This window comes from Parvimonas pharyngis (assembly GCF_046569675.1).
In the GTDB taxonomy this organism is placed as follows: Bacteria; Bacillota; Clostridia; order Tissierellales; family Peptoniphilaceae; genus Parvimonas.
Map to the genome: position 1 here is coordinate 302,927 of NZ_JBKICJ010000001.1, position 22,983 is coordinate 325,909.

22 protein-coding genes are annotated in these 22,983 nt (G+C 25.9%); 1 reads left to right on the forward strand and 21 read right to left on the reverse strand.

Annotation, left to right across the window (positions count from 1 at the left end):
- From rnpM to ACLGL0_RS01500, 13 genes are all read right to left on the reverse strand, one after another.
- Complete coding sequence (gene rnpM, locus ACLGL0_RS01440) at positions 1–270, reverse strand: RNase P modulator RnpM (RefSeq protein WP_314559233.1); 270 nt, start codon at positions 268–270, stop codon at positions 1–3.
- A gap of 8 nt (positions 271–278) precedes the next feature.
- On the reverse strand, positions 279–1,394 hold the full coding sequence (nusA, locus tag ACLGL0_RS01445; RefSeq protein WP_314559235.1) for a transcription termination factor NusA: 1,116 nt from the start codon (positions 1,392–1,394) through the stop codon (positions 279–281).
- Between the two features lie 10 nt (positions 1,395–1,404).
- Positions 1,405–1,869: a ribosome maturation factor RimP gene (rimP, locus tag ACLGL0_RS01450; protein ID WP_314559237.1), complete on the reverse strand. Its 465-nt coding sequence runs from the start codon at positions 1,867–1,869 to the stop codon at positions 1,405–1,407.
- Positions 1,870–1,998: 129 nt separating this feature from the next.
- Positions 1,999–2,343 carry a DUF1667 domain-containing protein gene (locus ACLGL0_RS01455; RefSeq protein ID WP_314559239.1) on the reverse strand — a complete coding sequence of 115 codons (345 nt, stop codon included), beginning with the start codon at positions 2,341–2,343 and terminating at the stop codon, positions 1,999–2,001.
- A 2-nt stretch (positions 2,344–2,345) separates the two neighbouring features.
- On the reverse strand, positions 2,346–3,611 hold the full coding sequence (locus tag ACLGL0_RS01460; protein ID WP_411013349.1) for an NAD(P)/FAD-dependent oxidoreductase: 1,266 nt from the start codon (positions 3,609–3,611) through the stop codon (positions 2,346–2,348).
- Between the two features lies 1 nt (position 3,612).
- Entirely contained in the window at positions 3,613–5,058 is a 1,446-nt protein-coding gene (locus tag ACLGL0_RS01465; RefSeq protein ID WP_411013350.1) for an NAD(P)/FAD-dependent oxidoreductase, read from the reverse strand.
- A gap of 15 nt (positions 5,059–5,073) precedes the next feature.
- Positions 5,074–5,703, reverse strand: coding sequence for an MBL fold metallo-hydrolase (locus ACLGL0_RS01470; protein ID WP_411013351.1), 630 nt, complete (start codon positions 5,701–5,703; stop codon positions 5,074–5,076).
- Between the two features lie 9 nt (positions 5,704–5,712).
- Positions 5,713–6,162: a D-aminoacyl-tRNA deacylase gene (gene dtd / locus ACLGL0_RS01475; protein ID WP_411013352.1), complete on the reverse strand. Its 450-nt coding sequence runs from the start codon at positions 6,160–6,162 to the stop codon at positions 5,713–5,715.
- Positions 6,162–8,315: a RelA/SpoT family protein gene (locus ACLGL0_RS01480; protein WP_411013353.1), complete on the reverse strand. Its 2,154-nt coding sequence runs from the start codon at positions 8,313–8,315 to the stop codon at positions 6,162–6,164. The genes dtd and ACLGL0_RS01480 overlap by 1 nt, the downstream gene beginning before the upstream one ends.
- A 12-nt stretch (positions 8,316–8,327) precedes the next feature.
- Complete coding sequence (gene recJ / locus ACLGL0_RS01485; RefSeq protein ID WP_411013354.1) at positions 8,328–10,073, reverse strand: single-stranded-DNA-specific exonuclease RecJ; 1,746 nt, start codon at positions 10,071–10,073, stop codon at positions 8,328–8,330.
- A gap of 70 nt (positions 10,074–10,143) precedes the next feature.
- Entirely contained in the window at positions 10,144–10,461 is a 318-nt protein-coding gene (gene yajC / locus ACLGL0_RS01490) for a preprotein translocase subunit YajC (protein WP_411013355.1), read from the reverse strand.
- Between the two features lie 143 nt (positions 10,462–10,604).
- The gene (locus ACLGL0_RS01495; RefSeq protein ID WP_411013356.1) at positions 10,605–13,172 is read right to left on the reverse strand and encodes an ATP-dependent Clp protease ATP-binding subunit; all 2,568 of its coding nucleotides are present in this window, start codon (positions 13,170–13,172) and stop codon (positions 10,605–10,607) included.
- Positions 13,173–13,292: 120 nt separating this feature from the next.
- Positions 13,293–14,198 (reverse strand): DnaJ domain-containing protein, encoded by a 906-nt coding sequence (locus tag ACLGL0_RS01500; RefSeq protein ID WP_411013357.1) that lies wholly within the window; start codon positions 14,196–14,198, stop codon positions 13,293–13,295.
- Positions 14,199–14,386: 188 nt separating this feature from the next.
- Between ACLGL0_RS01500 and yedF the strand changes: the two genes are divergently transcribed.
- On the forward strand, positions 14,387–14,986 hold the full coding sequence (gene yedF / locus ACLGL0_RS01505; protein WP_411013358.1) for a sulfurtransferase-like selenium metabolism protein YedF: 600 nt from the start codon (positions 14,387–14,389) through the stop codon (positions 14,984–14,986).
- Positions 14,987–15,023: 37 nt separating this feature from the next.
- Here yedF and tarQ read toward each other — a convergent pair whose 3' ends face one another.
- The 8 genes from tarQ to ACLGL0_RS01545 are packed head-to-tail and all read right to left on the reverse strand — an operon-like array spanning position 15,024 to position 22,962.
- A complete protein-coding gene (tarQ, locus tag ACLGL0_RS01510) occupies positions 15,024–16,058 on the reverse strand; it encodes a teichoic acid biosynthesis protein TarQ (protein ID WP_411013359.1) in 1,035 nt (344 codons plus the stop codon).
- Between the two features lies 1 nt (position 16,059).
- The gene (locus ACLGL0_RS01515; RefSeq protein ID WP_411013360.1) at positions 16,060–17,535 is read right to left on the reverse strand and encodes an O-antigen polysaccharide polymerase Wzy family protein; all 1,476 of its coding nucleotides are present in this window, start codon (positions 17,533–17,535) and stop codon (positions 16,060–16,062) included.
- Between the two features lie 13 nt (positions 17,536–17,548).
- A complete protein-coding gene (locus ACLGL0_RS01520; RefSeq protein WP_411013361.1) occupies positions 17,549–18,649 on the reverse strand; it encodes a glycosyltransferase in 1,101 nt (366 codons plus the stop codon).
- A gap of 9 nt (positions 18,650–18,658) precedes the next feature.
- Positions 18,659–19,504: a LicD family protein gene (locus ACLGL0_RS01525; RefSeq protein ID WP_411013362.1), complete on the reverse strand. Its 846-nt coding sequence runs from the start codon at positions 19,502–19,504 to the stop codon at positions 18,659–18,661.
- 21 nt (positions 19,505–19,525) lie between these two features.
- A complete protein-coding gene (locus tag ACLGL0_RS01530; protein ID WP_411013363.1) occupies positions 19,526–20,545 on the reverse strand; it encodes a zinc-binding dehydrogenase in 1,020 nt (339 codons plus the stop codon).
- The gene (locus ACLGL0_RS01535; RefSeq protein WP_411013364.1) at positions 20,538–21,254 is read right to left on the reverse strand and encodes an IspD/TarI family cytidylyltransferase; all 717 of its coding nucleotides are present in this window, start codon (positions 21,252–21,254) and stop codon (positions 20,538–20,540) included. The genes ACLGL0_RS01530 and ACLGL0_RS01535 overlap by 8 nt, the downstream gene beginning before the upstream one ends.
- A 3-nt stretch (positions 21,255–21,257) precedes the next feature.
- A complete protein-coding gene (locus tag ACLGL0_RS01540; RefSeq protein ID WP_411013365.1) occupies positions 21,258–22,259 on the reverse strand; it encodes a glycosyltransferase family 2 protein in 1,002 nt (333 codons plus the stop codon).
- The gene (locus ACLGL0_RS01545; protein ID WP_411013366.1) at positions 22,249–22,962 is read right to left on the reverse strand and encodes a sugar transferase; all 714 of its coding nucleotides are present in this window, start codon (positions 22,960–22,962) and stop codon (positions 22,249–22,251) included. The genes ACLGL0_RS01540 and ACLGL0_RS01545 overlap by 11 nt, the downstream gene beginning before the upstream one ends.
- Positions 22,963–22,983 lie beyond the last annotated feature (21 nt).

Consider the following 22,983-nt stretch of genomic DNA (forward strand, 5'->3'; position numbering starts at 1 on the left):
CTATTCAATAGAATCTACATATCTTTTCAGTTCGTCATAAAATTCACTATTTATCTCTGATTCTAATGCAACATTTAACCTCTTATTCTTCTTAGCCTTATCTATACATTTACTAGAATTACAAATATAAGCACCTCTTCCGTTCTTTTTACCTGAAATATCTAGTAAAATACCTTCTTCTTTATTATTTACAATTCTTAATAATTCTTTCTTTTCTTTTTGTTCACCACAGGAAACACATTTTCTCATAGGAATTTTCTTTGCTTTCATATAATCACCTATAATTCAAATCCATTATCTATAAATTCTTGTTCTCCATCAAAACCTACTTCAATATTTCCATTTCTTAAATCTTCTTTATACTTTTCTAATCCTTTAATATCTATTCTCCAATTAGTTAATTTAGCTGCTAATCTAGCATTTTGTCCTTCTTTTCCTATCGCTAATGATAATTGAGAATCTGGTACAATAATTCTTGCTCTATTTTCACTTTCATTTGTAAAAACTGCTATAACTTCTGAAGGACTAAGAGAGTTAGATAAATATTCTTTTACATCTTTACTAAAAACAATAATATCTATTTTTTCTCCTTTTAATTCATTTATAATTGAACTTACTCTTGATCTCTTATATCCTACACATGCACCTACAGGATCAACATCTTCATTTTTAGAAAAAACGGAAATTTTTGTTCTACTACCTGGTTCTCTAGCAATTGACTGTATTTCTACCGTTCCATCTAATATTTCAGGAACTTCTAATTCGAATAATCTTAAAACAAAATTAACATCTGATCTAGAAAGCAAAACTTGTGCCCCTTTTGTTGTGTTTTTTACTTCCTTAACATAAAATTTTAATCTTTCACCAACACGATAAACTTCATTCTTAATTTGTTCAGGTGGTGTTACAATTGCTTCAAGTTTTCCAAGATTTACAAATAAATTGTTTCTATCAATTCGTTGAATTTGTCCGGAAATAAGTTCTCTTTCTTTATCTTGGAAATCATTGTATATTACTTCTCTCTCTGCATCTTTAATTTTTTGTATTACAATATTTCTTGCAGTTTGAGCAGCAACTCTTCCAAAATCCATAGTTTTAAGTTTAATTGAAACTTCATCACCGATAGAATACTTTGAACTAATCGCTTTAGCATCTTCCAAAGATATCTCCGTTATATTATCTTCAACGACTTCAACTACTGTTTTTAATGAAAATAATTCGACTTTACCATTTGTTCTATTAATATTTATTTTTACATTTTCATACTCGCCAAAGTTTTTTTCATAACTTTTTAAAAGTGCTTTTTCTAATGAATCAAAAATTATTTCTTTTGATACACCTTTATCACGTTCTATTTCATCTAATGCTCTTAAAAAATCTGTTGTTCCTTTCATAATTAACTCCTTAAATTTCTATTTGTGATTTTATTATTGCTATATCTTTTCTATAAAGAACAACTTCTGATTGCCCCACATTCAAAGTTAAGTTTTCTTTATCAAAAGATTTTAAGTATCCAATAAACTCTTTTTCATTATTTATCTTTTTATAACACTTTACTAATATCTTCTTATCAATATATTTCAATAATTGTTCATCGCTTTTTATTTCTCTCTCAGCACCAGGAGATGAAACTTCTAAGAAATATGAATCATCTATTGGATCTACTTCATCTAGCCAATCGCTAACAAGATTACTAGCTATCTCACAAGAATCTAAATCAACACCGTCATCTTTATCAATATATATCCTTAGTACATTTCCCTTAGGTTCCTTAACATACTCTACATCAACAAAATAAATACCTTTTTCAAGAAATAACTTAGTAAAGGTATCCTCAATAGTTTTTAATAATTCATTTTCTTTTTTCAAAATTATCTCCTTTTAAACATAATTTAAACTAAAACGAAAGAGTGGGCTTACCCACTCTTCTCATAATAAGAATATTTTTTTATTATTATAACACAAATCATATACAAAATCAAGCAATACTATAATAAATTACATATCTCTTGTTGCTATAATATCAGCACCTGTATTTAGTATATTTTTTAATACCACATCACCAACTTTAATTGGAGATGAAACTTCTAATTTATTTAATTCTCGCATGATATCAAAAATCATATTTTTCGGAATTTCTGTAGAAGTTTTTACAGGTAGTCTATTATGAATTGCGTTTTTTATCTTAATAGTTGAAGTGATAGTTCTTGTTGGAAAAGTCAACTCCTTTTTTCCGTAAGTTGCTCCTTTTGGGCACTTATTTCCAATTACTGAATAATCATTTTCTTCATCTACAGAGATTCTACACCCAACTGGACAAACAATACAAACCATATCTTTCATTGTTATTCTCCCTTTTTCATTGAAATAAACACCTTATTAGTTGATACCATCTCAAATTGTTTTTTTGTTAATGTAATTTTCTCCATTTCAGCAGGTGCAACATGAGGTTTTTTAAATTCTTTTAGTATTTTACCATCTTCATCAGTAACTGAAATAATTACATTTTTTTCAACACTTTTAACTCTAAAAAATATTTCAAGCTTACTATCCATATTTTCAACTCTAACTTTTTGTGGAACAGTATAAAAAATGCCTTCTCCATTATTAATTTCAATAGTAGTTACTTTAGAATTAGAAATACCATTAATATACTTCGCAGCTGATCTTCCAGCTTTTTGACTTTCTCCAGTAACAAAATCAACTAAATCATGTACATGACATACATTTCCACACGCAAAAACTCCATCCATACTTGTTTCCATATTTTCAAATACAAATGCACCTTTTGTTCTCGTATCAATATTAATTCCTACTTCTCTAGTAATTTCATTTTCTGGAATTAGTCCAACAGATAATAAAAGTGTATCACATTCTAATTCTATTTCTGTACCTTTAATTGGCATTCTATTATCATCAACTTTACTTATGACAACTTTTTCTAGTCTACATTTACCTACTATATCAGTAACAGTATGAGACAATAGTAAAGGAATATTATAGTCATGTAAACATTGAACAATATTTCTTGCTAATCCATTAGAATATGGCATAAGTTCAACACAAGCAATAACTTCAGCCCCTTCTAAAGCTAATCTTCTTGCCATTATTAATCCAATATCACCAGAGCCTAAAATAACTATTTTTTTTCCACACATAAGACCTTGCATATTTACATACATTTGTGCTGAACCAGCTGTTAAAACTCCAGAAGGTCTATCACCTGGAATTGAAATAGCACCTCTTGTTCTCTCTCTACATCCCATTGCAAGTATGATAGCTTTAGATTTAATAATTTGATAGCCATAATCTTTACTTACTGCCTGTATAATTTTTTCATTATTAAACTCTAATACCATTGTATTTAATCTAATTTCAACTTTGTACTCTTTAGCTAAATCTATAAATCTCTGTGCGTATTCTGGTCCTGTAAGTTCCTCTTTGAAATAATGAAGTCCAAAACCGTTATGAATACACTGATTTAATATTCCACCAGCTTCTTTATCTCTTTCTAAAATTAAAACTTTATCTATTCCATTTTTCTTAGCTTCACAAGCAGCGGCAAGTCCTGCTGGGCCACCTCCTATTACAACCAAATCATAAAATTCCATATTAGCTAATTTGCTCCTCTTCTTTTGTCTTTCCAGTTATAATATAACTACCAAAATTTGTATTATATACCTCTTCCGGTGGAATATTTAATTCTCTTGAAATTATTTCTAGCACTTTAGGTCCACAAAAACCACCTAAGCAACGTCCCATGCCAGCTCCTGTTCTTTTCTTTACAGCTCCAAGTGTTCTTGGAGGTAGAGGCATCATTAAAGAGTCTATTATTTCTCCCTCAGAAACCGTAATACATCTGCATATTATATTACCATACAGTGGATTTTCTTTAATTTTTTCAGCTCTTTCTTCTGGAGACAAATGTTTAATTCTAATTACTTTTCTACTATCGTTATAGCTATCTTTTTTAACAAAAGTTACTCCAATTTTTTTTAATATATCTAAGCACATTAAACCAATGGCAGCACATGAAGCCAATCCTGGAGATTTTATTCCAGCTAAATCAATAAAATTCTTACAAGTTTTTGCTTCTCTAATAATAAAATCCTTCTCAGTACTATTAGCTCTTAAACCAGAAAAATTATTAATATTTTCCCAATACGGAACATTAGATATTGTTTTTGAAACTTTATCTTTTACTTCGTTAAGACCTTCAAATGTTGTTGACTTATCATCAACTATAGAATTACTTTCTGCATTTGGTCCAATAATAATATTATTATGTGATGTAGGAGCAATTAATACACCTTTTCCTACTTTTGAAGGACATTGAAATAAAACATGTTTTACTAAATCTTTTTGACTTTTATCTAAAATGTAGTATTGACCTTTTGAAGGAAGTATTTCAAACTCTTTTTCGCAAACCATATTATGAACTTTATCAGAATTAACTCCAGCTGCATTAACAATATATTTTGATGAGTAAGTATTATCTTTAGTTTTTACAATAAAATTATCCCTTACTTTTTCTATACTAGTTACCTCACTGTCTAACTTAATTTCTACCCCATTAGAAACTGCAACTTGTGACATCGCTATACACAATTCCCAAGGATCAATAACTCCAGCACCAGGTGAAAATAGCGCTTTGGTAACTGTTTTATTTATATTTGGTTCAATTCTTTCAACATCTAATTTATCAATAATTTTTAAATTTTCTACACCATTTTTAATTCCATTATCTAGTAATTTTTCTAAAGTTTTTTCATCTTCTTCATTAAATGCTAAAACTAAAGAACCACATTCATTATATTGAACATCTAATTTTTTTACAATATCTTTAATCCTTCTTGAACCTTCAACGTTAAGTTTTGCCATTAATGTTCCTGGTTCCGGATCATAACCTGAATGAAGTATACCGCTATTTGCTTTTGTGGTTCCCTCAGCAACATCTATTTCTTTCTCTAACACTAAAACTTTTAGATGATACTTTGATAATTCATATGCAACATTACTTCCTATTACTCCACAACCGATTACTATAATATCATACATCTTTTGTATCTCCTATCAACCATTTAAATTCTTCATAAATGGATTATTATTTTTTTCAAAACACAAATTACTTTCTGCACCATGCCCTGGTAATACTCTGTAATCATTTTCTAAATTAAATAATTTTTTTACTGAATTCATTATTTCCTCAGTATTACCTGTTGGAAGATCACTTCTTCCAATACTCATTCTAAAAAGTGTATCTCCTGAAAAAATTACATCTCCAAATAATGCACATATACTTCCGTCTGTGTGACCTGGTGTTTCCATAATCACAAGAGTATCTCCATAAAAATCTATTTTCTCATTATCATACAGCCATCTATCCGCTTCTAACTCAATACCTTTAAATGGTGGAATAGACTTAGATAAATTGATTATACAATTATTTAATAATGATTTTTCCTTTATACTAGCATAAACTGGTAAATTATACTTCTCCTTTAACAATTTCACTGCTCCTATATGATCACCATGTCCATGAGTAAGTAATATAAAATCTAAGTTAATATTTTCTTGTTCTATAAAATTAATAATGTCCTCACTATCTCCACCTGGATCAACTATAAATCCTTTTTTGTTATCATTAAATACTATATAGCAATTTACAGCATAAACTCCAACAACTATTCTTTTAACATTCATAACTAACTCCTAGTAATTTTTTTTAGAATCTAATTGTATTGTAACAGGTCCGTCATTTTCTAAAAGTACTTTCATATCAGCTTGAAAAATTCCTGTTTTAATTGAAATATTATTTTCTTTAAATATCTCTAAAAATTCCTCATATTTTTCTCTAGCTTCAATACTAGATAAACTATTATCAAAACTAGGCCTATTTCCTTTTCTACAATCACCATATAGAGTAAATTGTGATACAATTAAAATTTCATATGATTTATCAATAACAGATAAATTCATTTTAGCATTATTATCTTCAAATATTCTGAGATTAACAACTTTTCTAAAAATATAATTTAAATCTTCAATAGAATCATTTTTTCCAAATCCAACAAAAAGAAGAAGTCCATTATTTATTCTTGACACTTCTTTTTTATCAACTTCTATACTAGCAAAATTAACTCTCTGTAATATAGCTCTCATTAGGCACCTACTCTATAAACATCAAGAATACCTTTTAAAGATTTTATTTTATTAATTAATCTATCAAGTTCATCAAGATTCTTAATTTCTACAACAAAATTTGTTATAAAAGTCTTATCTTTACCTGTTTTCGCGGTGATTCCTACCAAGTTTAACTTTGATTCTGAAATGATATGAGCAACATCAGCTAATGCTCCAACTTGATCTAGAGATATAACGGCAACTTCAACTTTATAATATAAGTTTTTAGCATTTGTCCACTCTACAGAAATTAGCCTATCTCTATTTGAAATACTTTTCACATTAGGACAATTACAATTATGAACGGAAATTCCTCTTCCTTTTGTAATATACCCAACTATTTCATCTCCTGGAAGAGGATTACAACATTTTGCAAAACTAACTTCTATATTGTCAATACCTTTTACAATTACACCTTTTGAATTAAGCTGATTTCCTGATTTTTCACTCTTAACTCTATTAATAATATCATCAGCAGATTCTTGATAATATTCTGTATAAAACTCTTTTAATTTTGGTATAATTTGTTTTATACTAATGCTTCCAAATCCTATACCTGCATACATTTCATCAATAGTATTAAAACTTAGTTTTTTTGCAATCTGTAATAACCACTCATCTTTTAAAATTTTACTATAAGTAAATCCTAGTCTCCTAACTTCTTTTTCAAGCATATCTCTACCTTGAACTATATTTAAAGCTCTATTTTCTTTTTTGAACCATTGTTTTATTTTTGTTCTTGCTTGAGAAGATTTTACTATTTTAAGCCAATCTTTACTAGGTCCAGAAGAATTTGGATTTGTAAGTATTTCTACAATATTTCCATTTTTTAATTTGTGATTTAATGGTACTATTCTTCCATCTACTTTTGCTCCTACACAGTTATTACCAACTGCAGTATGAACTTTATATGCAAAATCAATAGGTGTTGCACCAGCAACCAAATTAATAACATCACCCTTTGGAGAAAAAACGAATACTTCATCAGAAATAAAATCCTCTTTAAATGATGTAATAAATTCTCTATTATCATTTACTTCTCTTTGCCAGTCCATAAGTTGTCTAAGCCAAGTTAATTTATCATCAAAACTGGTACTTCTATCTACTCCATCTTTATATTTCCAATGAGCAGCTATTCCATATTCAGCAGTTTTATGCATTTCAAAAGTCCTAATTTGAACTTCAAAAACATCTCCTGAATTACTTATTAAAGTATTGTGTAATGATTGATATAAATTAGGTTTTGGTACTGCAATATAATCTTTAAATCTTGAAGGTATAGGTTTCCATTTTGAATGAACAATTCCTAGAACTGCATAACAATCACTAATAGTAGGAACAATTATTCTAACAGCAGTTAAATCAAAAATCTCATCAAAACTTTTGTTTTGTTTATACATTTTTTTATAAATGCTATATAAACTTTTTGGTCTTCCACTAATTTCACCTTGAATATTATGTTCTTTTAAACTAATAGTTATCTCATCAATAATATCATTAATTATTTTTTCTCTTTCGCTTCTTTTTTTCTTAACTCTCTCAGCTAAATCATAATAGATTTCTGGTTCAAGATATCTTAGAGATAAGTCTTCTAATTCCCATTTAACATTACTCATACCTAATCGATAAGCTAAAGGTGCATAAATTTCTAAAGTTTCTTTCGCCTTTTCTAATTGCTTAGCTTTTTTCATATATTCTAAAGTTCTTATATTATGAAGTCTATCTGCTATCTTAATAATAATAACTCTAATATCTGAATTCATAGCTAATAACATTTTTCTTAGATTATCTGCTTGAGATTCTTGTTTACTTTGATACTTTATTTTCTTTAATTTAGTAACACCATTAACAAGATTAGCAATTTCCTCATCAAACATTTCTGCAATCTCTTTAAATGTTACTTCCGTATCTTCCAAAACATCATGCATAAGTCCTGCTATAATAGTAGCATCATCCATATATAAATCAGCTAAAATATTAGCAACAGCAACAGGATGAATAAAATATGGCTCTCCTGAATTTCTAAATTGTCCTTCATGGCACTCCTTTGTAAAATTATATGCTTTTGAAATTTTTTCAAGATCTGAATTAGGGTTATAGCTTTTAATTTTTAATAATAATTCATCTAACATTACACTCACCTCCTACCTTAAATCTTTTATTAATAATTGAATAGACTTTGTATTCATATATTCATTAATTACAGGTGTATACAAAATATCTATAAATTTATTTTTTATATTATATTGTTCATTTACTATATCACTGGTTTCAAATTTCTTATTTAGATACATAATATACTTATCAAAATTTGTAAAAATAATTCCACTATACTCATTTTCATCTTGACTTAAAACTAGTTTAATAACATTTTTATTATTCCCAATAATAGATAAAGATTTTATTTCTACATTTCTAGTACCAAATAAAGGCTCAGGATTTGCTTTACCATATGGTTCTAGCAATTTTAACTCTTCTACTATATTAAAATTTAGTAATTTAAAATCTAATGAACAATCTATTTTAACCTTTTCTATAAAATCTTCTGAATTTAAACCAGAATTTTTATTTAGTTCAACTCTTAATACGTCTAAATTATTTATATTAATTGTAAAACCAGCAGCCATTGCATGTCCACCTAATTTTTCAAATAAATTTGGAAATTCTCTAAGCTTTGAAATAATGTCATAATCTTCAATACTTCTTGCACTTCCCTTTAACATACCTTCTTCTTTCGCATTAGTAAAAACTAAAGTTGGTTTATAATAAAAATCTTTAATTCTTCCGGCAACAATTCCAGCAATTGATTCATGAATAGATTCGTCATAAACTACTATAATATCATCTTCATAGTACATATTTTCTTTTATTTTTAAAATCACCCTTGAATATGCTTCACTAGTTAAGCTTTTTCTTTTTTCGTTTAGGTCAACTAATTTTTTTGCATAATTTTCAGCAACTTCTTCATTATTTTCTAAAAATAAATCTACTCCAATACTTGCAGATTCAAGTCTTCCAGCAGCATTAATACATGGTCCTAATTTAAAACCTAAGGAAGTAGTAGTAACTTTAGTTACTCCATTTTCATCTTTTAATTTGTTTATTCCGATATTATCACTTCTATTTAATATTTCTAATCCTTTTTTTACAAAAAATCTATTTTCATCAACCAAATCAACAACATCACAAACGGTCCCCATAGAAACGAACTGTAACAAGTCAATTAAATAGTTTTCATCTCCACCTAGTTCATCGAATAATGCTTGCATCAATTTAAAAGCTACACCTGCACCACATAATTCTTTAAAAGGATACTCACAATCTACTCTATGAGGATTTATAACAGCCATAGCTTTAGGTAATATTTGATTTCCTTCATCGTCAAAACACAATTGATGATGATCAGTTATAATCATTTGGATATTTAGTAAATTTGAATATTCAACAACATCAAAAGCTGAAATTCCATTATCACAAGTTATGATTAAATCAACACCATCTTCTTTTGCCTTATCTACAATACCTTTAGAAATCCCATACCCATCCTCAATTCTATGTGGAATAGCAAAACTTATATTATCTGTAAAATAGCTAAGTCCTTTATATAAAACAACTGTTGCTGAATTCCCATCTTGATCATAATCACCAACGATTTGAATATGTAAATTGTTATCTATTGCTTCTACAAGTATTTCTATTGCTGTATCTAAATCTTTCATCAAAAAAGGATTATGAAGGTATTTATAATCTGGATATAAAAATTTTTTAACATTATTATAGTCGATTTTTCTATTTGCTAAAAGTTGGCAAGTAATATATGAAAATTCACTATTATTTAAGAAATTTTCCTTAGTCAATCCATTATCAGATTTTATAAACCATTTTTTCATAAATACCTCCTAATTATTAATATATTATTTATAAAGAAAAAATAGACGCAATCCGTCTATTTGTTTTAAATTAATTTTCTTCACTATTATTATCTTCATCCTCATCTTCTAAAAATGATTCTGATTCGTTAATTGTAGAATGAATAGCAGATTTTATAAATTCTAATTTAGTACCATCATCAGATGTTTCAATTACAACATCAGTATCAGTTAGCTTTACAATTTTACCTTTAATACCACCTATAGTTATAATACTATCTCCTATTTTCAAATTATTTCTCATTTCCATTATTTCTCTTTGTCTTTTCTTTTGTGGTTTTATCATAAAAACATATGCTAATAACATAAAGCCACCAATCAAAACAAATTGCATTGTTAATTGATCCATATTATTCCTCCTAAATTGAAATATATGTCTATATTTTAACATATAATTGATTATAATTCAAATATTTCTAAGATAATTTATAAATAAAAACTTTAAAAAAGCTAAGAAAATTCTTAGCTTTTTTAATTATTTATTAATATTTTTTATGAAATACAAATTTTTCCATCTACATTTACAAATTTAATTGTAGAATTAGGCTGAATTTTACCTTCTATTATCTTTGTAGCTAATTCAGTTTCTATATGTTTTTGAATATATCTTTTTATTATTCTAGCTCCATAATTATAAGAGTAAGTTGAATCTAAAATTAACTTTTTACAGCTATCATCTAAAATTATTTTTAAACCAATATCTTTTAATCTATCCTCTATTTCTGAAATAGTCATATCAATTATCTTGTAAAGCTCTTCTTTTTGTAAAGGTTTAAATAATACTATATCATCAACCCTGTTTAAAAATTCAGGTCTGAATGAATTTTTTAATTCATTCATAACTTTATCTTCAGCTTCTTTAATTATTTTACCATTTTCATCTATTCCGTTTAGCAAGTAGTCAGAACCTATATTAGAAGTCATAATAATGATTGTATTTTTAAAATCTACAACTCTTCCTTGATTATCTGTTAGTCTTCCATCATCTAATACTTGTAATAGAATATTAAATACATCAGGATGTGCTTTTTCTATTTCATCAAATAAAATGACACAATATGGATTTCTTCTAACTCTTTCTGTAAGTTGTCCTCCTTCATCATAACCTACATATCCTGGAGGAGCTCCGATTAATCTTGATACAGAATGTTTTTCCATATATTCACTCATATCTATTCTAACTAAATTTTTCTCGCTATCAAACATACTTTCACATAATGTTTTTGCTAACTCTGTTTTACCAACACCCGTAGGACCTAGGAAAATAAATGACCCAATAGGTTTAGTTTCATCTTTTAATCCACTTCTTGATCTTAATATGCATTCTTTTACTAAATTAATAGCTTCGTCTTGTCCAACTACTCTTTTGTGTAAAATTTCTCCAAGGTGTAATAATTTTTCTTTTTCACCTTCTACTAATTTCTTAATAGGTATATTTGTCCACTTAGAAATTACCTCTGCGATAGTTTCCTCAGTTACTTCTTCTTTTAAATAACTTTCTTTTTCTTTCTTTTTCTCATTAAGCTCAGCTAATTTTAATTCCAGATTTGCAAGCTTGCCATATCTCAATTCTGAAAGTTTTTCAAAGTCATATTCTCTTTCTGCTTTTTCAATATCAATTCTAACTGAATCAATTTCTGATTTTACAGTCTTAATTTCATTAATATCCTTTTTATCACTTTCCCATTTAGCAAGCTCAACATTATATAGATTTTTAACATTAGAAAGTTCAATTTCTAAGTCTTCTAATCTTTTTTTACTAATTTCATCAGTTTCTTTAATTAAACCAGCTTTTTCAATTTCTAATTGAAGAACTTTTCTTCTTAAATCATCAATTTCTTGAGGCATTGAATCTATTTCAGTTCTTATCATAGAAGAAGCTTCATCCATTAAGTCAATAGCTTTATCTGGTAAAAATCTATCCGTTATATATCTATCACTTAAAGTTGCACAAGCAATAACAGCAGCATCTGTTATTTTAATTCCATGGTGAATTTCGTATTTTTCTTTAATTCCTCTAAGTATTGAAATTGTATCTTCAACAGTAGGTTCTTTTACTAATACTTTTTGGAATCTTCTTTCTAATGCGCCATCTTTTTCAATATACTTTCTATATTCATCTAATGTTGTTGCTCCAATTGTATGCAATTCACCTCTAGCAAGCATAGGTTTTAACATATTAGAAGCATCTAAAGCTCCATCAGTTTTTCCTGCACCAACAAGAGTATGAATTTCATCAATAAATAAAATAATTTCTCCGTCTGAATTTTTTATTTCTTCTAGAACTACTTTTAGTCTTTCTTCAAATTCTCCTCTAAATTTAGCACCAGCAATTAAACTTCCCATATCAAGTGAAAAAATTATTTTATCTTTTAAACCATCTGGAACATCATTATTAACAATTCTTTGAGCTAAACCTTCAACAATTGCAGTTTTACCAACACCTGGCTCACCAATTAATACGGGATTATTTTTTGTTCTTCTTGATAATATTCTAATTGAATTTCTAATTTCTTCATCTCTACCAATAACTGGATCTAATTTACCATTTTTGGCTTCTTCAGTTAAATTTCTTCCATATTTTAGTAATTCTTCACTAGTACTACCATCTTTACGATCATTTTTCATATTCTTAATTCCCATTAATGCATATTTGAACGAATTATAAGTGATATCATACTTTTTAAAAATATCTGATGATTTTATATTTTTTTCTTTTAGAAGAGAAAGATATATATGCTCAGGTAAAACTAAACTATCTCCAGTTCCATTTATCTCATCTTCAGAATTAAGTAGAATTCTTTGATAAATAGTATTTGGATAAATGTTAGTTGAGCCATATTGTGATGGTAAATTTTCCAGTGCTACCTTTACATCATTTCTATAATCTTCAATTTTTACATTCATAATATTTAAAATCTTAATAATAATATTGTCTTTATTAATTAATGCGCTATGTAGATGTAAATCTGATATTTCTACATTCGCATTTTTAATTGCTATACTCTGTGATTCTTCAACTATATTCATTGCATCACTACTAAATTTTTCTAAATTCATCGTATTCCTCCTTTTATTTTGTTAATATTTTTCTATTAAACTTATAATAATTTTTTTAATATATATTATCAAAAAAATAAATTGTTTAATTTTAAAAATAAAAATTTTATTCTTTTCATACTAATTCTCCATTAATTTCTTATATAATTCTAATTTTTCTCCAGATAAATTCTTAGGATTATTTATTAAAATTTCTAGATATAAATCTCCAGTTCTTCCTTTTAAATCTGTATATCCTTTATTTGGAATTCTAATTTTTTTCATACTTTCAATGTTTGCTGGTATTTTTACTCTAACATTTCCATTTAAAGTTTTAATAACTTTTGTAACTCCAAAATACGCTTCCCATGGATACAAACTAACAGTTTTTATTAAATCTAAATCTTCTAATCTATATTCATCATTTATAACATTTATTTTTACAAAAATATCTCCATCAAGTTTATATTTATCTCCATTAACTTTCACTTTTTTTCCTGATGTAATTCCTTTAGGAATTTTTACGGTTATTTTTTTAGGAGAATTATTTATATTTACATAAAGTTCTCTCTCAATTCCAGAATATGCTTCCTTAACCGATAAGTTAATGCTTGTTTCATATTTTTGTCTTTGTGGTTGTCTTTCAAAGCCTGAAAATGATCTAGAATTAGTAAATCCATCAAAACTAGAAAATCCACTAAAACTAGATGAATTTTCACTACCAAAAAACATATTAAAAAAATCAGAAAATTCTCCCATATTACTTGAGTTATAGGATGTTCTAAACCCATAATTTCTTGGGTCAAAATTATCTCCACCATTAAAATTATAATTAGAGCCAAACATATCATACTGTTTTCTTTTTTCATTATCAGATAATACCTCATAAGCTTCATTTATTTCTTTGAACTTATTACTTGCAGACTCATCATTTTGATTAACATCTGGATGATATTTTTTTGCTAATTTTCTATATTCTTTTTTAATTTCCGCATCAGTAGCTGTTTTATCAACACCTAATATTTTATAATAATCTTTATATTCCATATATTCCTCCTTATTTGACTATCTTTGACCTTTAATTTTATTATACCCTATATAATTATTTTAAACAAGATTATAATAAAAATTTTTTTCTATTATATATCCTAAATATTATAATTATAAAATCACTTGTATTAATATTACTTATATTGTATAATAACATTGTTAGATGATATTTTAGGAGGTAAAATATGAAAGAAATAAACGCAAAAGGTTTAGCATGTCCTCAACCTTTGATTTTAACAAAAAAAGCTGTTGAAAGTTCAGATGAAAAAGAATTTTTAGTAATAGTTGATAATGATACTGCTGTTAAAAATCTTGAAAAATTTGCTAAAAGTAGTAATCTTGATTTTAAATTTGATAAAAAATCAGATCAAGAATTTAATGTTTATGTATCAAAAAGTAATAATACAGAAATAAAAAAACCGACTCAATTTTGCTCAGTTAACAATTCTGACAATACTGTTATCGCAATATCAAAAGACTTTATGGGAAATGGCTCTGAAGAATTAGGTAAATTATTAATTAAAGGATTTATTTATACTTCAAGTGAATATGATAAATTACCAAAAACAATCGTATTTTTTAACTCTGGAGTTAAATTAACTACTGAAGGTTCTCCATGTTTAGATGATCTTGAAAAACTTCAAGATAATGGAGTTGAAATTATTTCCTGTGGTACTTGTCTAGATTATTATGGACTTAAAGAAAAACTTAAAGTTGGTGAAATAAGCAATATGTATACAATTTACGAAACTCTTTTCAATGCAGAAAAGGTTATTAATATATAAAAAAAACCGGCTAAATTAAGCCGGTTTTTTTATTATCTTATAATTTATATGTTACTACTCCAATTATATTTATATTATAATTATTAATATTTTGTAATAGTTTTTCAAAAGCTGAATATCTAGTAATTCCATATTCTTCAATAAATAAAACATTTTTTAAATTTATAATGTTGTTTAGATTATTAGAACTAACAATATTTATATTCTCAATATTCAAATTATTTATTTTTTTAATAATTTTAGAATTTGATGAAAGAATAGTTAATTCTTCTAAATTTTCTTTATTTTGTTTATATTTTAGAACCTCTAATAACTCATTATTGTTTTTTATTTCTTGAACAAATTTAATATTATATTTTCTATAATCACCTTCTCTATTAATCGTTGGATTAAATACATATATAATAAAATTCATTAATGCTACTAAAATTAATATAGCAATTTCTATTGCAACAACTTTTATCACTAGTTTTTTTAAACTATAACCTGAATTAACATTTTCTTTTGAGCTTAACTCTTTAGAATAATTTGATTCAAGCTTCTCTATAGTTACATCGCTATATACATTTTTATATTTATTTATTAATTCATCAAACTTTTTTTCAATTAAATCATTAACTAATTTACTAGGAGTTAAAATTTTTGCAGAAACTCCTAAATTTGTTGAAATGTAATTTATCACAACTTTTTTGTCCCAATAATCAAAATTAGAATTCTTTAAAGTAGTAGCGGATGTATCCAATTCTTTAGCCATTTGATTTAAATCTTCATCACTAACATCATTAAATAAAAATGCTCCATTTAGATTTAAAGTTAATAATTTTTCATAAAAATCAGAAAATCCTCTTCTACTATACATCCAATTTAAATTATCATTTTCAGGTGCTGTAATTTTATAAGAAACATAAGTGGAATATTTTACCCCTTCCTTAGTTACAGTTTTTTTATTTATTGTTTTCAAAACTAATGGACAAACTAAAGCAATACTCAAAACTATAAATGTAATAATATTCAACAATCTTTTTTTGTAAATATTGGAAAATAAATCTCCTATTGAATAATTTTCAAACATATCAAATCTCCTTAATTTTATAAATTGTATACGAATTATCTTTCGATATTAATTTTGCTACTACAAAAATTAAAACTATTAAAAACCAATATTGGAATGTTAATAGAATTGAAAAGCTTTCAGAAAAGCTACTTCTAGGCATAAAGAATAAATTATTAAGTATAATTAATGTACAAATAAATGGTAAAGTTTTATTATTATATGAAACATTTAACATTCTTATAAACAAAAATCCTAAAAACATACTAAATAAAAACACTCCTATAAATCCATAATCAGTATAATTTTCCATTATAAAGCTACTTCCTAATCCATGTCCTTGTAAATAATCATCTTTTATTGCAATATATGATATATTATGAGAGTAGCTATTACTTCTTATACCAAATTCTATACTATTTGTTGTTGCTGTATAAGGTGTTGTATTAAATAGTAACATACCAAGGTTCCCATGAGTAAAATACTCAATTATTGGTCCAAATGTAAAATTAGTAAAACTCCTTACTGCAATATTACTATTATATAGAAAACCTCTAGCTAATACTCCAAAACTTGTTCCTTGTTTATATATAAAATCAACAAAAATATCAAAAAATCTAAAGGTGGAAACAGATAAATTATCTCTAATATAATTTAAAAGTCCCATTCCAACAACTATAATTGGAATACTTGTATAGATTGCTAATCTCTCTTTTAAACCTATCCATTTGTTGCTAACATCTTCTTGTCCTCTAATAAAATAGTAAATAAAAGAAAATATAAGAGTTAAAATAAATGGATTTCTTGTTCCAATTAGTAAATAGATTGAATTCGCAAACAAATTACTTAATAATACTATGGTTGCATTTCTTTTATTCGGTTTAGATGCCAAGTAAATACACATTGAATACACAGTAAAAACTGATAAAATATATGTAAAATATGGCAAACTACTTTTAAACTCTGCATAATAAGTGTAATAATCAGTATTTAGTTTAAATATTAACCTTTCTACTAATCTTATTACATAAAAAGGATAAGTTAACATATATACAGTAAGCGAAACAACCCTAACATTTTTTAACCATATTGTTTTATCTTTTTTTTCAGTTATATTAAAATTATTACTCTTTTTTGTATTAATTAGCGATCTAGAAATTAAGCCTCCTATAAATAAACCTAATAGAGAAATCATAACAACTATAAATGAAAAAATATAAGCATCTTTCTGATAAGTGTTAAAACTGTTTTCTCTTAAATAATCTATTGTTGGTCTAGAAACCAAGAAAATAAAAATAGTAATATAGAAAAATACATGTATTATATAATATTTTATATCAGTAAAACAAAATATAATCAAACTTACAAAAAATGATAATAGTGTAAATAACAATACATCTAGTCTATCTGTATATAAATAACATATACCAATCAATAATGTAAATATAAAAGATAATGCTACAATTAAAGAATAAATTTTTTTAAAACTAATATTCATATAATTATCTCCACTAATCTAATAATTCATCTACATTTTTAATTTGTTCAGGAATAGTAAATTTAGATATATAACTTGACATTTCAGAATAATTAATCTCTTTTTTGTTTTCAAAAAAATCAATTATATGATTGCAAGCATCATCTGTAGAATAAATTATTTTTCCAAATTTACCATTATTTGATAATTCTTTAATGCCACCAACATCAGTTGATATAAAAGGTACTCCTAAAGCCAAACCTTCAACGATTGCCCCCGAAAAACCTTCTTGTTTTGACATTGATAACATTAAATCCATTCTTTTTATATACTTATACGGATTTTTTTTATATCCTAAAAAATGTATATATTTATCTAAGCCATCTTTAGCTGTCAACTCTTTTAAACGTAACTCTAAATCACCTGAACCTATAAAATATAAATGATATTTTTTATTTTTTTCAATGTGTAATCTTTTAATTGTTTCATAAACTTCTAAAGATCCTTTTAATTTTTCAATTCTTCCAATTACACAAATTGAATTATTTTCAATTTTAAAATCAATATCTTCTTTTGACTTATCCATTATACTTTGGAAATCATATCCATTATATATAGTAATAACTTTATCTTTGTACTCAGGATATATTGAAATTATTGATTCTCTAGTTTTTTCAGATACTGAAATTATTTTATCAACATTTTTTAAGTATTCTCTATGACTGTTTCTTTTCTTACTATCATTGATAAAATCTTCAATACTACCATGGATCCATGCAATTTTTTTTACATTATCATCTTTTGAATATTCAAAAGGCGGATTTATAATAGTAAATGAAATTTCAATATCATACTTATCTTTAACCATTAATTTTCTTACTAAACCAGGAAAAAACTTTCTTATTCTCCATAGAATAGCCCTTTTTACCTTTGATTGTCTATAATCTTGCCAAGGTTTCAATATTCTTATACTATCGTTAACAGGTTCATATCCTTTATCAAAATGTTCTATTTCAAGAATATCAATCTGATATTTTTCTGGATCTAGATTATTAACAATAGTTGATAATATTTTTTCTGCTCCTCCTCCTAAAGAAAAAGACCACAAAAAAAACAAAACTCTTTTTTTATTCATTTAATCACCCTATTTCCAAAGTTCCTTATAATTGATGTATCCATTATTTAAGTCTAAGAAAAGTAAATCATGATGAGGTAATTGCTTTTCTTTAGGCGGTAATGTCATATAATCTCCAAAAGCAGTTTTTAAATAACCATCATATCCTATTGGAATAGGCATTTTTATATCTTCAAAATCAATATATATTTTATCAATAAACCATTTTTTTTTATATTTTTTTTTCATATAATATGGCCCCGAACATAATTCAGTTATATAATCTGAATCTTTAATTTTATACTTAGTCATTTTTTTCTCTGCAATTTTCCATATCTTATATCTTATTTTTTTTGATTTAAATATAGATAGTAAAATTTTGGATACTTTTTTCTTAAGACCACCATGCTTTTCAGGTAAAACCTGAGCGCAAAATAAAGAATAAATTAGCCCCCACATTAACTGAAATTTTCGTTGAAAATTTCCAGAAGGACATCCATCAAGTGGTATTATATCCAATGCAACTCCATGACTAATTTCTAAACCTTTCTGATAAGGTTTAATTGCTGTAGTATCATTATCTCTAATAGTAATAAACAAATTATGATCAACTAAATTTTCATTTGCTTTAACAAGTGAATATTTTTTTGTATTAGCTTTTTCGTTCCATAGTAAGGCTAATTTTTCGTAATCTTCTCTTGGCATGAAAAAATCTAAGTCGTCATCCCAAGGTATAAATCCAGAATGTCTTAAACTACCTATTGCTCCACCACCACATAGATAACAAAGTAAATTATTTTCTTCACAAAAAGAAACAAAATATTTACCCATTTCTAAACTTTTTAGTTGTAACTCTCTTAAATTTATTTCTTCCATAGTTTTATAAATTATATTTAACTAAATATTCCATTTTGCAACAGTCTTGAAAGGTGTATTTAAGTCATTCTTGAAAAATCTATGAATATCATCTATATTTTTTATTTCATCATCTTCAAAAACAATAGACTTAAATCTATTTTGTATTTTTTTATTTTCAAGCATTTTTACAGCTTCTATAAAATCCTTTCTTCCTGATCTAGAACATCCAATTAATGTTAATCCTTTCTCTAATATATCTCTAGTATTAATAGCTACTTTATTTTCACTAACACCCATAAGCATAACAGATCCTTGAGGTTTAATGTATTTAATTATATTATTTATTGCGTCCTCACTACCCGGTCCACCTGCACATTCAAATGCATGATTTGTACAAAAATCAGCAGGTATATCATCAATAGAATAAACATGATCAACAAAAGAAAACATCTTTAATTTTTCTAAATTCCTACCAACTACAACAATTTTACTATTAGGTAATTTGTATTTTAGAACATTAGCCATTATAAATCCTAGACTTCCATTCCCAAATACTGTAATAGTCTCTTTATCTTTACTACTATTTTTTTCAAATCTATCAAAAGCGTGAAAACCAACAGAAATAAATTCTAAAATAGAGGCAACCGAAAGATCAATATCATTAAACTTAACTAGCCTATCTGGAGAAATTTTTACAAACTCTCTCATAAATCCATCATGACCACTTGAAAGAAAATATGATCCTTTTACATAATTTTCATAAAAACTTTCATCATAATCTTCAGGAGGAGTATTTGGTATCATAGACACTTTATCTCCAACATTAAAAGTATTTGTAGGATCAAAAACTACTTCACCACATGCCTCGTGTATTGGTGCCATTGGTAATTTTTTTTCTAAAACTTTAGGATCTCTTTTTCCAAGATAATATCTTTGATCAGCATGACATAATGAAACATATAAAGGTTTAACAATTACTTTATCACCCAAAAAACTTTCATCAATATATTTTACAGAAATAAATCCTGGTTTTATTAATTGAAAAATTCTATTAATCATTTAAATTCTCCATAAGCATAGCTTTAGCAATCTTCAAATCTGTTACTGTTGTAATTTTTATATTTGAAAAATCTCCATTGACAAGAAATACTTTTTCTCCATTTAAAACAAATATTTTACATGCATCAGTTAATATATTCTTTTCTTCATCTGTTAATTTACTATAATATTCCATAAATTTATTAATTTTAAATGTTTGAGGTGTTTGTCCTTGAAACATTATTTTTCTATCTGGAATTGATGAAATAAAATTACCATCTTCAGAAACTACAATAGTATCAAATGCTGGAACAACAGTATCAATAATATTATAAGATTTACAATTTTCTATATTTTCTTCTATCATTTTAATTGATACAAAAGGTCTAACTGCGTCATGTGTAATTAAAACATCATCGTCTGTTAAACCATTATCTTTTTCAATAGCTGAAATTATATTAATAATTGTTGAATTTCTATCTTTTCCTCCATCCACAACTATTATTTTTTCTGATAAATAATTATAATCTTTTTCAATAATGTCAACAAGATACGTATTCCAATCAGGATTAACCCCAACATAAATTTTATCTATTTTATTACATAATAAAAACTTTTCAATTGTATGAATTATAATAGGTTTATCTCCAATATTCAGAAATTGCTTTGGCATATTAGAAATATTCATTCTACTACCAATTCCTCCTGCTAGAATCCCTGCATAAATCATTTTTTAGTCCTCCTTATTATATGTCTTTAAAAATGATGGAATTTTTAAAAATCCAATCAAAGTACCATATCCATAACTAATATGTAAAAGAAAAAAAATAATCGGTAATAATAGATTGTATGGATTAAATTTCCCTTTAAATATTGAACTCAACGACATTAAAATATTAACTATTAGATACGAACCAAATACTAAAACAAATAAATATTTAGTAAAAAACAATGCTATAGTTGAAATAAACAATGATACCAAAAAGGCAAATGGTATATAATGATATAAATTCAAACACTCAGGACAAACTGCAGTAGTAAGACCTATCCACATTCCATTAGCTTTTTTCTGTTTAATCATTTTAGAAAGAGAATTTCTAGTATGTTGATATGATACAATATCATCATCATAGCATAGTTTATATCCTGCATTTCTAATTCTATAGTGAAATTCATTATCTTCAGTTCTTAATAGTTTTTCATTAAATAAACCAACTTTTTCTAATACTTCTCTTTTATACATAGCATGAAACATTGATTTAACATATTTTTTTCCAGAAGTATTCCTGAATGGAGCAATACCACTACCAAACATAGAAGACTCAGCTTCTAATAACATTCTTTTATAAGGAGTATCCTCATCGATTATATTAGGTCTTTTCCCTCCAGAAACATATTCACCAGATTCAATATTTTTAACATTTTTTTCTATAAAATCTTTTGGAATGGAAGAATGCGCATCAATTCTTACTAACACATCTCCAGAAAAATTATTTATTACTAAATTCCAACCAGCAGATTGTATTTTTTTAGGATTATCTATAATTCTTATTTCTACAAAGTCATTATCGTTTTTGAAGTCTTGCATAATTTTTTTTGTATTATCTGATGAAATACCATCTATTAATATAATTTCAATTTTATCATGAGGATAAGTTTGCAATTTAAAATCCTCAAAAAGAGAAGGTAAGGTCTTTTCTTCATTTAAAGCAACTACACCTATACTAACCTTCATTATTTTTTCCTCCTAAAAATACCGATAAAAATGTTTTAAACATTATTTTCAAATCATATAAAAAAGAAAATCTTTCAATATATTCTATATTGTATTTCATTTTATCAGGTAAAATATAATTTACATATATATCATCTATATTTGCATTATCTTTCAAATGTTCAGAAATAATTTCATCTTCATCTTTATAATTTATACTAGAATATGAAGTAAGTCCTGCAGGTAATAACAAAGTTGCATACATATAATCTGAATATTTTTCTACATATTTTGTAACTTCCGGTCTTGTTCCAACAAAACTCATATCACCTATTAATATATTAAAAATTTGAGGAAATTCATCCAATCTATATTTTCTTAGGAATTTTCCAACCTTAGTAATACGATTATCTGATTTTACGGTTACAAGAGTACCGATTTTATCAGCATTTGTAACCATAGTTCTAAACTTAAAAATTCTAAATTTTTTGCCGTATTTTGTTACTCTTTCCTGTCTATAAAATACACTTCCATTCGAATCTATTATAATTGCTATAGAAATTATAATTATTGGAATAAATAAAATCAATAATATTAAAATAGAAAAAATTATATCAAATATTCTCTTAAACAATAAACTAATTTTCTTTCTAGAAACTATTTCATAATACTTTTTTACAGCATCATTTTGAAATTCTTTTGGTAAATCATTATATTTTATCAAAATATTTTCTCCTTATTTAAA

What these genes read in the sequence shown, in the direction of transcription:
- rnpM (WP_314559233.1), bottom strand. Translation starts at nt 270, where the DNA reads ATGAAAGCAAAGAAAATTCCTATGAGAAAATGTGTTTCCTGTGGTGAA.
- nusA (WP_314559235.1), bottom strand. Translation starts at nt 1,394, where the DNA reads ATGAAAGGAACAACAGATTTTTTAAGAGCATTAGATGAAATAGAACGT.
- ACLGL0_RS01455 (WP_314559239.1), bottom strand. Translation starts at nt 2,343, where the DNA reads ATGAAAGATATGGTTTGTATTGTTTGTCCAGTTGGGTGTAGAATCTCT.
- ACLGL0_RS01460 (WP_411013349.1), bottom strand. Translation starts at nt 3,611, where the DNA reads ATGGAATTTTATGATTTGGTTGTAATAGGAGGTGGCCCAGCAGGACTT.
- ACLGL0_RS01465 (WP_411013350.1), bottom strand. Translation starts at nt 5,058, where the DNA reads ATGTATGATATTATAGTAATCGGTTGTGGAGTAATAGGAAGTAATGTT.
- ACLGL0_RS01470 (WP_411013351.1), bottom strand. Translation starts at nt 5,703, where the DNA reads ATGAATGTTAAAAGAATAGTTGTTGGAGTTTATGCTGTAAATTGCTAT.
- dtd (WP_411013352.1), bottom strand. Translation starts at nt 6,162, where the DNA reads ATGAGAGCTATATTACAGAGAGTTAATTTTGCTAGTATAGAAGTTGAT.
- ACLGL0_RS01480 (WP_411013353.1), bottom strand. Translation starts at nt 8,315, where the DNA reads ATGTTAGATGAATTATTATTAAAAATTAAAAGCTATAACCCTAATTCA.
- recJ (WP_411013354.1), bottom strand. Translation starts at nt 10,073, where the DNA reads ATGAAAAAATGGTTTATAAAATCTGATAATGGATTGACTAAGGAAAAT.
- yajC (WP_411013355.1), bottom strand. Translation starts at nt 10,461, where the DNA reads ATGGATCAATTAACAATGCAATTTGTTTTGATTGGTGGCTTTATGTTA.
- ACLGL0_RS01495 (WP_411013356.1), bottom strand. Translation starts at nt 13,172, where the DNA reads ATGAATTTAGAAAAATTTAGTAGTGATGCAATGAATATAGTTGAAGAA.
- ACLGL0_RS01500 (WP_411013357.1), bottom strand. Translation starts at nt 14,198, where the DNA reads ATGGAATATAAAGATTATTATAAAATATTAGGTGTTGATAAAACAGCT.
- yedF (WP_411013358.1), top strand. Translation starts at nt 14,387, where the DNA reads ATGAAAGAAATAAACGCAAAAGGTTTAGCATGTCCTCAACCTTTGATT.
- tarQ (WP_411013359.1), bottom strand. Translation starts at nt 16,058, where the DNA reads ATGTTTGAAAATTATTCAATAGGAGATTTATTTTCCAATATTTACAAA.
- ACLGL0_RS01515 (WP_411013360.1), bottom strand. Translation starts at nt 17,535, where the DNA reads ATGAATATTAGTTTTAAAAAAATTTATTCTTTAATTGTAGCATTATCT.
- ACLGL0_RS01520 (WP_411013361.1), bottom strand. Translation starts at nt 18,649, where the DNA reads ATGAATAAAAAAAGAGTTTTGTTTTTTTTGTGGTCTTTTTCTTTAGGA.
- ACLGL0_RS01525 (WP_411013362.1), bottom strand. Translation starts at nt 19,504, where the DNA reads ATGGAAGAAATAAATTTAAGAGAGTTACAACTAAAAAGTTTAGAAATG.
- ACLGL0_RS01530 (WP_411013363.1), bottom strand. Translation starts at nt 20,545, where the DNA reads ATGATTAATAGAATTTTTCAATTAATAAAACCAGGATTTATTTCTGTA.
- ACLGL0_RS01535 (WP_411013364.1), bottom strand. Translation starts at nt 21,254, where the DNA reads ATGATTTATGCAGGGATTCTAGCAGGAGGAATTGGTAGTAGAATGAAT.
- ACLGL0_RS01540 (WP_411013365.1), bottom strand. Translation starts at nt 22,259, where the DNA reads ATGAAGGTTAGTATAGGTGTAGTTGCTTTAAATGAAGAAAAGACCTTA.